Annotated in this window: 17 protein-coding genes and 1 tRNA gene; 9 read left to right on the forward strand and 9 right to left on the reverse strand. The window is 38.2% G+C overall.

The window, feature by feature from the left end; all coding sequences use genetic code 11:
• Nucleotides 1-56 precede the first annotated feature (56 nt).
• On the reverse strand, nucleotides 57-545 hold the full coding sequence (locus SOI82_RS02480; RefSeq protein ID WP_320667806.1) for a 6-carboxytetrahydropterin synthase: 489 nt from the start codon (nucleotides 543-545) through the stop codon (nucleotides 57-59).
• 65 nt (nucleotides 546-610) lie between these two features.
• On the opposite strand from SOI82_RS02480, the gene hisIE reads away from it, so the two are divergent.
• On the forward strand, nucleotides 611-1,294 hold the full coding sequence (gene hisIE, locus SOI82_RS02485) for a bifunctional phosphoribosyl-AMP cyclohydrolase/phosphoribosyl-ATP diphosphatase HisIE (RefSeq protein WP_320667807.1): 684 nt from the start codon (nucleotides 611-613) through the stop codon (nucleotides 1,292-1,294).
• A 126-nt stretch (nucleotides 1,295-1,420) separates the two neighbouring features.
• Here hisIE and SOI82_RS02490 read toward each other — a convergent pair whose 3' ends face one another.
• On the reverse strand, nucleotides 1,421-1,906 hold the full coding sequence (locus tag SOI82_RS02490) for a DUF2214 family protein (protein WP_320667808.1): 486 nt from the start codon (nucleotides 1,904-1,906) through the stop codon (nucleotides 1,421-1,423).
• A gap of 209 nt (nucleotides 1,907-2,115) precedes the next feature.
• Between SOI82_RS02490 and SOI82_RS02495 the strand changes: the two genes are divergently transcribed.
• The 4 genes from SOI82_RS02495 (at nucleotide 2,116) to SOI82_RS02510 (ending at nucleotide 5,222) form a co-directional block, all read left to right on the forward strand.
• Nucleotides 2,116-3,045, forward strand: a complete 930-nt coding sequence (locus tag SOI82_RS02495; protein ID WP_320667809.1) for a sigma-70 family RNA polymerase sigma factor — start codon at nucleotides 2,116-2,118, stop codon at nucleotides 3,043-3,045.
• A 115-nt stretch (nucleotides 3,046-3,160) separates the two neighbouring features.
• Nucleotides 3,161-3,529 (forward strand): YkvA family protein, encoded by a 369-nt coding sequence (locus SOI82_RS02500; RefSeq protein WP_320667810.1) that lies wholly within the window; start codon nucleotides 3,161-3,163, stop codon nucleotides 3,527-3,529.
• A gap of 8 nt (nucleotides 3,530-3,537) precedes the next feature.
• On the forward strand, nucleotides 3,538-3,867 hold the full coding sequence (locus SOI82_RS02505) for a hypothetical protein (RefSeq protein WP_320668460.1): 330 nt from the start codon (nucleotides 3,538-3,540) through the stop codon (nucleotides 3,865-3,867).
• Nucleotides 3,868-4,835: 968 nt separating this feature from the next.
• Nucleotides 4,836-5,222: a c-type cytochrome gene (locus tag SOI82_RS02510; RefSeq protein WP_320667811.1), complete on the forward strand. Its 387-nt coding sequence runs from the start codon at nucleotides 4,836-4,838 to the stop codon at nucleotides 5,220-5,222.
• Here SOI82_RS02510 and SOI82_RS02515 read toward each other — a convergent pair.
• Nucleotides 5,198-5,467, reverse strand: coding sequence for a YciI family protein (locus tag SOI82_RS02515; RefSeq protein ID WP_320668461.1), 270 nt, complete (start codon nucleotides 5,465-5,467; stop codon nucleotides 5,198-5,200). The genes SOI82_RS02510 and SOI82_RS02515 overlap by 25 nt on opposite strands.
• A gap of 101 nt (nucleotides 5,468-5,568) precedes the next feature.
• On the opposite strand from SOI82_RS02515, the gene SOI82_RS02520 reads away from it, so the two are divergent.
• Nucleotides 5,569-5,937, forward strand: a complete 369-nt coding sequence (locus SOI82_RS02520; protein ID WP_320667812.1) for an AbrB family transcriptional regulator — start codon at nucleotides 5,569-5,571, stop codon at nucleotides 5,935-5,937.
• A gap of 128 nt (nucleotides 5,938-6,065) precedes the next feature.
• Here the strand turns inward: SOI82_RS02520 and trpA are convergent, their stop codons facing one another.
• From trpA to ndhL, 3 genes are all read right to left on the reverse strand, one after another.
• Nucleotides 6,066-6,902 (reverse strand): tryptophan synthase subunit alpha, encoded by an 837-nt coding sequence (trpA, locus tag SOI82_RS02525; RefSeq protein ID WP_320667813.1) that lies wholly within the window; start codon nucleotides 6,900-6,902, stop codon nucleotides 6,066-6,068.
• Between the two features lie 67 nt (nucleotides 6,903-6,969).
• Nucleotides 6,970-7,287, reverse strand: coding sequence for a DUF3007 family protein (locus SOI82_RS02530; RefSeq protein ID WP_320667814.1), 318 nt, complete (start codon nucleotides 7,285-7,287; stop codon nucleotides 6,970-6,972).
• 3 nt (nucleotides 7,288-7,290) lie between these two features.
• Nucleotides 7,291-7,515 carry an NAD(P)H-quinone oxidoreductase subunit L gene (gene ndhL, locus SOI82_RS02535; RefSeq protein WP_320668462.1) on the reverse strand — a complete coding sequence of 75 codons (225 nt, stop codon included), beginning with the start codon at nucleotides 7,513-7,515 and terminating at the stop codon, nucleotides 7,291-7,293.
• Nucleotides 7,516-7,606: 91 nt separating this feature from the next.
• Between ndhL and SOI82_RS02540 the strand changes: the two genes are divergently transcribed.
• A tRNA-Leu gene (locus tag SOI82_RS02540) sits at nucleotides 7,607-7,692 on the forward strand.
• 133 nt (nucleotides 7,693-7,825) lie between these two features.
• Here the strand turns inward: SOI82_RS02540 and pyrC are convergent.
• The gene (gene pyrC / locus SOI82_RS02545; RefSeq protein WP_320667815.1) at nucleotides 7,826-8,890 is read right to left on the reverse strand and encodes a dihydroorotase; all 1,065 of its coding nucleotides are present in this window, start codon (nucleotides 8,888-8,890) and stop codon (nucleotides 7,826-7,828) included.
• A gap of 419 nt (nucleotides 8,891-9,309) precedes the next feature.
• Here pyrC and SOI82_RS02550 point away from each other — a divergent pair, with 419 nt between their 5' ends.
• Nucleotides 9,310-10,407 carry a calcium/sodium antiporter gene (locus SOI82_RS02550; protein WP_320667816.1) on the forward strand — a complete coding sequence of 366 codons (1,098 nt, stop codon included), beginning with the start codon at nucleotides 9,310-9,312 and terminating at the stop codon, nucleotides 10,405-10,407.
• Nucleotides 10,408-10,443: 36 nt separating this feature from the next.
• Here the strand turns inward: SOI82_RS02550 and gorA are convergent, their stop codons facing one another.
• Both gorA and SOI82_RS02560 read right to left on the reverse strand, forming a co-directional pair.
• Nucleotides 10,444-11,808 (reverse strand): glutathione-disulfide reductase, encoded by a 1,365-nt coding sequence (gorA, locus tag SOI82_RS02555; RefSeq protein WP_320667817.1) that lies wholly within the window; start codon nucleotides 11,806-11,808, stop codon nucleotides 10,444-10,446.
• A gap of 123 nt (nucleotides 11,809-11,931) precedes the next feature.
• The gene (locus SOI82_RS02560) at nucleotides 11,932-12,183 is read right to left on the reverse strand and encodes a hypothetical protein (protein ID WP_320667818.1); all 252 of its coding nucleotides are present in this window, start codon (nucleotides 12,181-12,183) and stop codon (nucleotides 11,932-11,934) included.
• Between the two features lie 617 nt (nucleotides 12,184-12,800).
• Here SOI82_RS02560 and SOI82_RS02565 point away from each other — a divergent pair.
• On the forward strand, nucleotides 12,801-13,055 hold the full coding sequence (locus SOI82_RS02565) for a hypothetical protein (protein ID WP_320668463.1): 255 nt from the start codon (nucleotides 12,801-12,803) through the stop codon (nucleotides 13,053-13,055).
• Nucleotides 13,056-13,238: the final 183 nt, after the last annotated feature.

The following is a 13,238-nucleotide window of genomic DNA, read 5'->3' on the forward strand; positions in this document are numbered from 1 at the left end:
GACTTGAAGAAGATATTTTCCTTTTTGTATCTTCCCCAATTGCTTGTTCAATACTTCTAATCTTGAAATGCAGAATCACGCTTATACCAATCAGGTATCAAATCAAAGCATGCTGAGTTGGCATCATTTTCACGAGCTTCTGAACGCCAACAACAGGTTCGCCCTTTATCTCTTTCAAGCAAAAACGAGTTAGCCCATTGCCATACGAGTTCTGCGCTAGCTTCCATACCTACATTGTCCATCACTCTAAGGTCTAGGGCACCTTCGAAGTGAAGTTTTTGCCAATGAGGAAGTAGAGGATCATCGGCATTAATTAAAAAAGTATGGTCAAATTGGTATCTAAGCTTGGCTTCTATGGGCTTCAAGCAAGAGAAGTCAACAACAAATCCATATTGATCAAGTTCTTTAGCTGCAAACCAAAAAGTAAAGCTCCGACTATAGCCATGAACAAACCTACAATGCCCTGGATGCTTCCATTGTCTATGGCAGCATGGATAGCTTTGAAAATGCTTGCTGCAACTAAAAGCAAAACTTGGGGTAGACATCTAAAACACGTTTAAGGAAACTAGTAGAGAACCACAATCAAATCTTGGTTCTTTTGAGAACAAACATGCAATCAATCAGCCCAAACTTCATAGAAAATCTTCATTTCAATGAAAGAGGACTTATTCCTGCTATTGCCCAAGATTGGCTTGACGCAACAGTTCTGATGATGGCTTGGATGAACCGAGAATCGATCACCAAAACAATTCAAACTGAAGAAGTACATTATTGGAGCCGCTCCAGAAATCAAATCTGGCACAAAGGTGAAACTAGTGGCCATACACAAATCCTGAAAGAAATGAGGTACGACTGTGATCAAGATGTAATTCTCTTATCAGTGGACCAAACAGGATCAACTGCGTGTCATACCGGAGCAAGAAGTTGTTTCTTTGAACAAGCAACTAATCACATGGAAGAAAGCTTCACTCAACAACAACCACCTTCAGATGTTTGCAGTGATCTCTTTAAAGTAATTGAGACAAGGCGTTCTAGGCCTGAATTAGGTAGTTACACCAACAAACTTCTTGACGGCGGTGACAATCAAATACTTAAAAAAATTGGAGAAGAGACAGCAGAGTTTGTAATGGCATGCAAAGACGAGGACAAAGATGAAATTGCAAACGAAGCAGCAGACTTAATTTTCCACATACAAGTAGCTCTTGCCAAGCATAGTGTTAGATGGAGAGATGTGTTAAAAGTCCTCTCAGAAAGGAAAGGAGCGCCAAGAAGAGTGACAAAAAATAATGCCTAATAAGGTTTAATTATCAATACAACATTCTCAATGTAAAGAACCTTCCTTTAGAAAATAAGGGTGTTAAAATTGAATAAAAGCGAGATAAAGCAATTTAGAAAGACAGCAAAGAAACTATCAATATGTTCAAGAAAGGCCTATTCCACGAGCCATAAATGTTGCAAGAATTGGTATTAATAAAAAGCCACAAAGTTCAATATTAAGAACTAGTCTCAGGCGTTTTACCAGATTCAAGCCTACCTTTGGTAGTTCACCCTTACTTAAAGGTAAGGCCCATAGAATATATGTAATTGTCGGATAAAGAGAAAGAGTTCCAACAAAAATAAAAACTCCTACCTTCCACCAAAAGACTGGATTATGAGTATAGAATTCACTTCCTTGGCCAAAATAAAGAACCCTTAAAATGCCACTTATTAAAAGAGCTAAACCTGCTATTCCATAAAAAACATCAATGATAACCATTGTTATTGCCTCCTGCCGATTGGGATCGGTCTTCAATAAATTCCTTTCCAGCGCTAAAGCTGCGAAGCAAACCATAAAGCTAGCGTAATGAATGTAAGCGACCCCAGCACTTTTGCTACTCAGTTGATCAAGAATTATTCCCAAAGGCATTGGATCCAAATGCAAAGTCCATAACACTAGCGAAAAAAGGACAAGCTAGTAAAGGAATTTACTTTATTTGCCTGGCATTAGAACGCCCAGACTCTCCCCAGATGAAGAGAACATTCAATAAGGGATAAAACATGAATTCCGAACTCTTCATTACACATTAAGAATACAAAAAGTTTAGCCCTAGGTTTAATAAATCAAGGAGGTGAAAAATGGTTAGTTCTTTAAGTGCCTTTCTTGGAGAGATCGGGCGGCACCAACTTCTTACCCCAGAGCAGGAACTCACTATGGGAAGGAAGGTTCAAGCAATGGTAGCTATAACTCAACGCTGTCAACTAGCAGGAGGCAAAGGAGCTGAATGTGAATTCACAGAAAGTGAGCTCAAAACAATAAAGATTGGAGAAAGGGCGAAAAACCAAATGATCACAGCAAACCTTAGGCTTGTAGTAAATCTTGCAAAACGTTATCAGGGTAAGGGTTTAGAGCTTCTTGACTTAATTCAAGAAGGAACACTAGGTCTAACCAGAGCAGTTGAGAAGTATGACCCAACACGCGGTCATCGATTTTCTACTTATGCCTATTGGTGGATTAGGCAAGGTTTGAATAGAGCCTTATCAACTCAGAGCAGAACGATTCGAATCCCTGTCAATGTAAATGAAAAGTTAACAAAGTTAAGAGCTGCCAAATCTTATTTGATGCAAGAAAATGGTGCCCCTCCGTCTTCGGAGCAACTTGCTAAAAAGATGCGAATTAATCTCGAAGAAGTCGAAGAACTCCTTGCCTGTGAGATGAGAAGCATCACAGTAAGTCTTCAAGGAGTAGTTAAATCTAAATCCGATCCATCAGAATTGGTCGATATCCTCGCAAGTGATCAGGTCCCCCCAATGGAACTGGCAGAATTAGCAGAACGTAGCGCTTCTGTTTGGACCTTATTAGACAAATCAAATCTCACACCAAAAGAAAGAACAATAATCAGTCTGAGATTTGGACTAGATGGAACAAATGAATGGAGAACACTTGCAGAGGTTGCCAGGCATATGAACTGCAGTAGAGAGTACTGCCGTCAAGTAGTCCAAAGAGCATTGCGAAAATTACGAAAAACCAGTGTTCAAAGTGGACTTATTGAAGCAATATCTGAATAGTGAATTCAAAAATTTAATAAAGTTAAAGCTATATAAATAGTCTTGTGATTAGGCAGAAAAACGTCTAAACCAAGTAAGAATATGAACAAATGGAATAGGGATTTTATTCCAAGCCATGGCAGAGAAAAACAGATCAGCAAACGAATTTACCTACGAAGCAGAGGTTATTGATAGCTCTGTGATTGATGAGGGATTATTGCGAAAAGTTGTTGTGCGAGCTGGTCGCACAATCGCGCAACCAGCATTGGAAGCTTTTGAGATGGTAATTGATGCATCAACCCCCGCCCAAATAAGGCTAACCATGCTGGGGGCACTTACCTACTTAATCATGCCTATGGATTTAGTTCCTGATCTAATTCCTGTGGCAGGGTTTAGCGACGATCTTGTTGCTTTAACTGCAGTAATAAGTATATGGAGCAGCTACATCACTCCTCAGATCCGCAATAGAGCTCGCCAAAAGCTAGATAGATGGTTCCCTCTCTGACTACTCCAATGACTAAATGGTCCGAGCAAGTTGAGGAGGAATTAGCTCTTTTGCTCAAGGATTGGCTCAAGGCGCAAGGTCGCACTCAGGCTGACCTTAAACAGAGCCTTAGTGCCGTTTCTACACGAATGCCAGCAATACTTGAAGCACTAAAAATAGAATATTCAAAAGGTGGTTTACCTAATGTTGCGGAACGTCTATGCATAATCGAGGCAGATTGGGCCAATGAGAAACAAACAAATAATGAAGAAAAAGCAACTACTTCTAATAGCTCTCATGACCCATTCGACCAATTAGACCTACTCTTAGAAGAAATTCGTGAAGACTGCGAGAGCTAAAAGAAATCTCGCCATCTAGATAATGAGATTCAAGAAGTTATAGGTACTATTTCCTTAAATGCAGACTAAAGATACTGATTCATATGAATCCACCAAAAGTTCTCTGATCATTAGCCCTTGCATATCATCAATACCAACTTTCCTTTAACAATAACCCCATAATTTTAAAAAAAAAGCACAATTAAAAACAAAGCCACTATCAATGATCAATCAAACTTGGATCATGAGTTTTTGGAATATGAGGAGACAAGACTAGCGCTAGCAATCATTATGACACCCCATTAGTACTTACTCAGGCGACCACAGAAAGATCGAATGAATCGAAGGAACATTAGCAAAATACGGAAAAATATTTATAGTTCTGCTCCATCGATTCCTAGCTTTTTTAATGCCAGGTTTTTTTTCAGTGATGGAATGAGCTCGCTCTCCAAAAGTACGGAGGAGTATTGAAGCCATCAAAGCAAAGCCATTCAATCTTCCCCTCTCACGTTTCTAGGAGAAAACCCGTAATTGTGATCCGATCAGGCTGCTAACAACTCTCAAGGAGCATTAATTTGCACCAATATTTTGACCTTTTCCTAGAGCTAGGGCTGGGCACGAGGCAAATTCTTAGAAGCAAATTCGAGCTTCCAACCTATAAAAGTTTTCTTCAAGCAGCTTTGAGATACCTACAGCAAATAAGGTGTTGGACTCTACAAAAGCAAGATGTACTCGACCGTATGTTGAATAAGGGAGTCAAATAAAAATTAACATCTAAAGCTCATTGTATTGGCCTGCTCCCTATTCAATGGGGAAGTGGTCTGATTTTTATGGATGACTAAACTTTTCCAGAGAAAAGCATTAATCTTCATGTATTTCTGATTATAGGTTGTGCAAGTAGAACATAAAATAATAACAGGTCTCTATATCCAGAATATCCACAGAAACCTAATACAAAAAAAAACCACTAAATACTCTAAAGTTCTTTCATGTTTATTCAAAGCCTTACAGAAAAAAATCAGCTAAAGCTTCTATTTTTATCTTTGGGAAAATCAGTGATTGCAAGCATTTTAGTCATATTATTAAGTTTCGGAATATGCCCCATTGCTCTAGCCAAAGATTCTGGTGAAGGGCTATTCCTTATGCATTGTTCAGGCTGCCATGTAAAGGGTGGGAATATAGTCCGACGATCAAAAACCCTTAAATTAAAGGCCCTAAAATCTAATGGATTAGACAACCCAGATGCAATTGCAAGAGTTGCACGAGAAGGTATTGGGAGTATGAGTGGCTACCAAGAAGTTCTTGGGAAAGGAGGCGATCAGCTAGTGGCAATTTGGGTATGGGAACAAGCTCAAAAAGCTTGGGTCCAAGGATAAACCTCTAAGGAAGTCCATATTCCCTCTTTCCAATAAACGTCCTCTTCAAGAACCTTTTTAACTACCTCAAGACTTGCAGCTTCAAAAATACCAAAAACATATCTAGTGCATTTAGTTGGTCCCAAGGTGATCAGTATCCCCTTCTCCTTGAGAATAGAAAGCCTATTAAGGTGCTCTTCACGAAAAGGTGAACGCTTTTCAAGAGCATTTTGACAGTATGTACCCCAAAGAACAAATCGGTCCATAACTTCAAGAACAACTAATTCTGAAAAATTGTTTCTCAAAATATGGCACAAATGGTTAATAAATTGCTATCTTATTTAAGTAGATTCATTTTTTAAAGATCATGCTCACTGGTAGCGACCTGCTCACCAAGGTCAAAGAACTAGGTGATGTAAGCAAATCCGATCTTGTTCGTGCTTGTGGATATGTATCCACAAAGAAGGATGGTGGAGAACGTCTAAACTTCACTGCTTTTTACGAAGCTCTACTAGAAGCTAAAGGTGTAAGCCTCGGCGATACTGGTCGTGCAGGTATTGGGAAAGGAGGAAGAAAGCTTAGTTATGTAGCTACTGTTCAAGGCAATGGCAATCTATTGATTGGCAAGGCATACACAGCCCTACTAGATCTAAAAGCTGGAGATGAATTTGAAATCAAGCTAGGACGCAAGCAAATAAGGCTTGTACCTGCAGGAGCTGAAGAAGACGAAGACTAAATTAATCCCTGCATCTTGGTGAAATAACCAAGACTGACAAAATTTAGTCAAATTAAATTTAAAAAGCAAAAGCCCTGGAAAACAGCCAGGGCTTTTTAGTTTAAAAAGAATCTATTAGAGATTAAGAATTAACCAGCGGCTTCTCGAAGTTCCTTGCAAAATAATCCAGCTTCATTTACAGCACATCCTGGCGAGGCTTCAAATATTCTTTTAACAAGTGCACTTCCAACAATTGCTCCATCTGCTCCCCAACTACGTACTTTTCTAACTTGATCTGGTCCGGATATGCCAAATCCAACTGCCACAGGGAGTGAAGAAGATTCCTTAAGTTGTTTCACTAAACTTTCAACTCGATCTGCTAACTCTGATCTTTCACCAGTAACACCAGTTACGCTAACTAAATAAGTAAATCCTCTACTGGTTGATGCAATTTTTGCCATCCTTTCTTTAGGAGTGGTTGGCGCGACAAGTAAAACCAAGTCAAGTCCGTTTGAAAACGCAATAGGAGAGAGTAATTCTGCTTCCTCAAGTGGAAGATCAGGAACAACCAGACCAGAGACTCCTGCTTGAGCTGCTTCAGCACAAAAGAGCTCCATTCCTCGATTCAGTAAAGGATTGCTGTATGTAAAGAGAATTACAGGAATAGATAATCTGTCTCGCAAGCCAGAGAGCATCTCAAGGACTCTTAAAGGGGTAGTGGAAGCTTTAAGTGATCGTGATGCTGCAGCCTGTATTACAGGGCCATCAGCAAGAGGATCGCTATAGGGAATTCCCAATTCAATAATGTCAGCACCCTCATCTTGCAACCTAAGCAAAATTTCTGAAGTAGTTACTAGATCCGGGTCACCAGCCATTAAAAAAGGCATCAAAGCAATTCTGCCTTCTCTATATATTTGATTAAAGCAGCTGGAAATAGTAGTTACTGCTTTACGATTGGTTTCAGATGTATTACCCTTTAAAGTCATTAAATAAGTATCAGAGATTTTTTAAAAAGAAAACTCAAAGATTAGTAAAAGGAACAGTAGTAGATTTCTATTCATTTTCTAATTCTTTTATTAGGCTAATCTGTTCTTCCTCCGACATTGCTTCAAATCTACTCTGTAGTTCAGCATTAGTAACCTTTTCATAAGCATCACGATAACGTTTGCGCTGCTCCACAAAAGTCATTTGGCCTGAAACAACCCTGAACAAATAGGTGCCTGTCCACCCAAAGACAAGCAAAACAAGTATTGCTTCGGCAGCAATCCCAGCAGAAACCCCTTCAAAACCAATGAGGCGAAAAAAACAATAGCCAAATGCACCTAAAAATAAAGTGGCTAGCCCGATTTGTAAAACATTAGCTCTTGTCAAAATTCAGACCTCACCCTGACCATTTAAACGAAGGTTTAGAAAAGGAGCAAATAAAATCAGTCCAGGGAAAAACAAAAAAACAAATCCATATACAGCCAATCTCTCAACCTTTCCCATTATGTGCCAGCGATTGCTCATCCAGAAAAAAAGGAACAATGGAACAACAAGCAAATAAAGGAAGCCAATAGTTAAATACGTAACAAGCACTGGGAAAAAGATGATTGTGATTTGATTTTCTAAAGTCAATAGAGGCACTATGGATAAAACCACTCGTGGAAATTAGGATGTAGTTTGGGTGATGGTGGTCTTACCTCTAAATGGGAGCATGGCGGAATTGGTAGACGCAGCGGACTTAAAATCCGTAGGCCGTAAAAGGCTGTGGGGGTTCAAGTCCCCCTGCTCCCATAAATCTAAGAGCCAACCTTTTCTTTATTTTAGGCTTAATAAGCATCTATGTGTTCAAATTACGAACTAAGCTTGGCTTCAAAGGAAATTGATGAGTCTTGATGGTCAGCTCCAGCCTCTATGAAATCATCTACTAATTAGATGCAATTGACCAATTAAGAGTTTCTCCTGCATGAAATTGCAATATTTTTTCAACAGAATTATCTGCTTTTCTAACTTCAAGAAAATCTGGCACAACCCTTGGGCGCTTTTCTAAGGTGATAGAGTTTTTATTTATTGGTAATCCATAGAAGTCAGGCCCAAAAATACTTGAAAAAGCTTCTAAGCGATCTAATACACCTTCTTCATCAAAAACTTCTGCATAACTTTCAAGAGCAACTGAAGCATTAAAAATCCCAGCACAGCCACAGGAGCTTTCCTTATAAGAACGTAGGTGAGGAGCAGAGTCAGTCCCAAGGAAAAAGCAAGATTTACCACTTGTTGCTGCCTTTCGAAGTGCAATCCGATGCCTTTCTCTCTTAGCTACAGGCAAACAATAAAAGTCACTACGTAGTCCCCCATCAAACATGGCATTTCGATTGAAATGTAAATGATGTGGTGTAATTGTGGCTGCAAGATTAGAGCTGCAAGTTTCTACAAATTGAACTGCTTGCTCAGTAGTGATGTGCTCTAGAACAACCTTAAGAGAAGAATGGCGGGATAGAAGCGGGATAAGTTTTTGTTCAATAAAAATTGCTTCCCTATCAAAAATATCTACATCAGGATCTGTAACTTCACCATGTATTAATAATGGTAATCCAATTCGCTCCATGGTTTCCAATAGAGGAGTAATTGCCTGCAAGTCAGTGACACCATCTGCTGAATTAGTTGTAGAGTTAGCAGGGTATAGTTTTGCCCCAAAGAATACTCCCTCTTTATGTCCAAGTTCAATGACATCTGGAGATAAATCGTCAGTAAGATAGATTGTCATTAGAGGTGTAAATGATATTCCTTCTGGAATTGCAGCTAAAATTCTTCTTCTATATTTAATCGCAGCTTCAACCGTAGTAACAGGTGGTAGTAGATTTGGCATGATAATTGCACGACGAAACACCCTTGCAGTAGAAGCCAAGACTGCATTAAGAATATGACCATCTCTTAAATGCAAATGCCAATCATCAGGTTGAACTAATGTGATCTTTTCATTTGAAAAGTCCAAGGCAGGCTCCGTTTAAGGAATAACTACATTCCATTGCCTAAAATAGGCAACACATACAATTTAGCTTCATTAGAAGCAGAGGTGTCATTTCTTAAAAGCAAAAGTATAGGAAAGGCAGTTTTTGAATTCCGCCCAAACAAAGCCACTGTATAAAGCTTAAGCCGTACCTTAAGACTCCAGGCACATCAAATACATTGATATTAATCACAAAGGTTTGAAATTAATTGGGCTTGAATGATGTAACATATATTAAATCTCTTGATTAATATTAAAGAAGCTACTCAAGGCTATCCAAACCAAATTAATGTCTTACTGAACTAAACACACTAAGAGCAAATGAAAATTATCTATTTGCCCAATTACATGAATTTTAATCAAAATAATTCAAAGACAACTCCTACTAAATCAATTTAGAACCTATGCCATCATTCCTACTATCAGCGCTAGAAGTACTTATTGGCATAGGGCTATTATTTGGTGGTGGAGAATTGTTTGTTAAAGGTTCTGTAGCTTTATCACTCATCCTAGGTATTCCTCAATTGGTAATTGGTCTAACTGTTGTTTCTCTTGGGACTAGTGCGCCAGAATTATTTGTCAGCGTAAGCTCTGTATTAAAAGGCTCTGATGCACTTGCAGTTAGCAATGTTATTGGAAGCAACATCTTTAACGTTTTAGTTGTTCTAGGCGGAAGTGCTCTTATTTTACCTCTAAAAGTAGAGAGTCGATTAGTTCGAAGGGATGTGCCACTGCTAATTGCTGTATCTACTTCAGTTTGGGGAATGGCATCTGCAGGCAAAGTTACTTGGCAAGCAGGATTAGCATTATTAATTGCTCTAATAATCAATACTATTTGGGAAATTCGTACAGTTAGAGAAGAACCGGATGGCGTGGAAAATGCAGAGCCTGAAATCCAAATACCCTCTTCTTCTAATAGATTTATTAAAGCTTTTATTTCTCTATTAGCTGGAATATTTTTACTTACAATTGGTTCAAATGTTTTAGTCAAAGGTGCAAGTGCGGCCGCACTTTATCTAGGAGTAAGTGAGGCTGTGATTGGTCTAACAATAGTTTCTGCAGGAACATCTATGCCAGAGCTAATTACCTCACTTGTCGCAGCCTTTAAAGGCCAAACAGACCTGGCAATTGGGAATGTAGTAGGAAGTAGTTTATTAAATCAATTACTTGTTTTAGGTAGTGCCGCCATTGTTTCCTCAGGAAGTGGTCTAGTTGTCGAAAGGCTTCTAATTCAAAGAGATCTTCCTTTGATGATACTAACAACATTGGCATGCATGCCAATATTCTGGACAAATGGGCGAATAAGTAGGCAGGAAGGAGGGATTCTTATTGGTATCTATGTCTTCTATTTAATAGATCAAGTATTGCCTAAAACACTACCATTCTGGCAAGACGAATTTAGATTAATAATTTTATGTTTAGTATTACCGATCTTAATGATATTAATAACATATCAAACAATGAGATATTGGATCAAAGTTAAAAGAAGCCATACAGAATAAAACAAAAGATATTTACCATCTAAAAATACAGAAAAATCAAATCATAGTAACAAATTCTTCTGCAATAGTTGGATGTAATGCCATTGTTCTATCAAAATCTAATTTTGTAGCGCCCATCTGTAATGCTATTGCAGCCATTTGAATAATTTCTGCTGAGTGATCACCAACCATATGGCAGCCTAGTATTTTTTGAGATTTTCTTTCAGTGATTAGTTTAAGAAGGCAAGGTGCTCCTCTTTTAGGGAGAGCATTGGCCATAGATCTAAACTTTGCTCTATATGACCTAAGGTTCACCTCCCCATAAAGTGCGATTGCTTTTTCTTCAGTAAGCCCTACTGCTGCAATCTCTGGATGGCTAAAAACAGCACTAGGCACAAAATTATAGTTAACCTGACGTGTCTTTTTTCCAAAAACTGTATCCGCAAATGCTCTACCTTCATCAACAGCAACTGGTGTGAGATTGATTCGATTAGTTACATCACCAACAGCATATATATTTGGGATATTAGTTACTTGGTTCTCATCTACAATTACCTTATCTAGATCAATATCAATGCCAGCTGAAGATAGTCCAAGATCATTTATTAGTGGCTTTCTACCAGTAGCAAAAAGAACTCCACCGCAATTTTTTATTTCTACAGAGTTTGTATGAACTTTTAAATCTCCTGGATTACCACTAATCGAAACTGGATATTGACCAAAATTCAATTCGATGCCATTTTCTTGCATGTATTCAACGAGTAAATTGGATAATTCCTTATCAAATCCCTTTAATATAGTTTTCCCCCTAATGAATTGCTTTACTTTGACACCCAGGCCATTGAGAATGCATGAGAACTCACAAGCAATAAAGCCTGCACCAAAAATAACTACATTCTCTGGTAATTCATTAAGTAAAAAAATATCATCACTTAGCCATCCCAATTCCGAACCTGGAATTAATGGGCGATTAGGATAACCCCCAGTGGCTATTAATATTCTTTCGCCATACAACTCCGTAATTTTATCAACATTTCCCTTTTCCCTCACTAAGACAACATGTGAATCAGCAAGCTTCCCCCAACCATTAAAAAGAGTAACTCCAGATTTCTCAAGCAAGTCAATATGAAGAGAGTTTAACCGATCTACTTCGCTTCTGACATTTTTCAAAAGTTGACTTGAGTCTATACAGGCATCTTTAAATTCAACTCCAAAACTAGAAGCATTTTTAATATGCTCGTTATAAAGGGATCCATAAAGCAACAATTTCTTAGGAACACATCCTCTAATTACACATGTTCCACCAACTCGGTCTCCCTCAATTATGGCAACTTTTGCCCCATAGCTTGAAGCTCTTTTGGCTGCTGCCAAGCCTCCTGAACCGGCTCCTAGGACGATCAAATCGAAAGGGGGGTTTTTCAAGAAAATGCGGGTGAGGTTTTTTACAATTATGAATGTTATTTTTTTATTAGTACGTGGTAAGAAATAAAGAAACCCAGAAATTAGGTAATTTCTACTATCAAAGAAAGTTCAAGGTGCCTAAGATTACTTAGTTTTAAAGGTATCACCCTTAATGCTAGCTGGAGAGATCTCTCCTCCATGACAATAGCGAACTCTTGCATCAAGGGGAATATCCTGCCAGTTCCAAAAAACAGCGTAATCAGCCCAAGTTGTTGCTATACATACAAGTTTTAAGCTTTGATTAATAGAAAATGGCAATTGAGTAAGAGCCAAAATTAACAAGCCAATACCAGCTGATGGGGCATGAAACTTAAAGTTTAACTTTTGGAGATCCATTTAATTTTTTTGAAAATTGATGATTTTTAGCGAATTTCTTTTAGTAGAATCTTTTTCTACATTTCATATTGCACAAGCCAACAAAAAATAAACCAATCAGATATGAGATTTTAATATTCTCAAACATCTATTGGGACGTATCAACTAAATTTAACCCCCCTAGAGGCCATTTTGCTAATCGTCCTCATCCTTGAGCATTGACTGAACCAACTTCAATGAGCTTAGACCAACTGCTAAAAAGGTAAAGACAGACAATCCTACTAGAATCCCGATTGTCGCTCGTGAAATATCGAGCTCACCAAAAGAAACGGCAAAAAGCAAAATTCTCAATTTATAAATAAAGAAAGCTATACAAAAGGTTAAGTCAAAAATGACTAATGGACTACAAAAAAAGCAAATGAAAGAAAATCAGCTAAATCAAGAAAAAACAATTCTGCACCATATCCAACGAATATCGAACTTTGAAGCTTCTTGCTAGCTACTTTAAATTTTTTTTAAATCTTTATCAGAATACAAATAGAGAAGTATTCATTTTTTTGTTAAAAAGACAATAATACAAGGTAACCTCATTTTTTTAGAGATTAAAACCCATGGGAAAAATATTAATTGCCCAATTAATGCTTCTTATAGCAAGTGCAACTTATCTCCCCTTAATTGCCGGTGGATATTGGCTTGTTATTGGTAGCTTTAGGCAAGGCCCAGGAGGCAGACCTGAAGTAAGTGGTATTACAAGTCCATCTGTCTATGCAATCCCTATGGAATCAATGGCACAATGCAAAGCCGCTGGGCAGAAAATCTCAAACGAAATCTACAAACCTGTTTGGCAATTCGATAATCGTTGGACATGCGTTTTAGGAGACAGAAACAAGTAATAGCAAAAACCTTTCTTCAAAAAGATAAGTCCTTCCCAACTAGCAGGTATCCCCCTTGTCTCTATAAAATTTGCTCTTATTCCTATACAGGAAATTTTTTTATCAAATTTAGAGCACTGCAAGAAGCAAGACCCAAGTACCAAAACAAAATCTGCACCTACTAGAAATAAGCCTTTACGACTG

It is taken from the genome of Prochlorococcus sp. MIT 1307, assembly GCF_034092395.1.
GTDB lineage: Bacteria > Cyanobacteriota > Cyanobacteriia > PCC-6307 > Cyanobiaceae > AG-363-K07.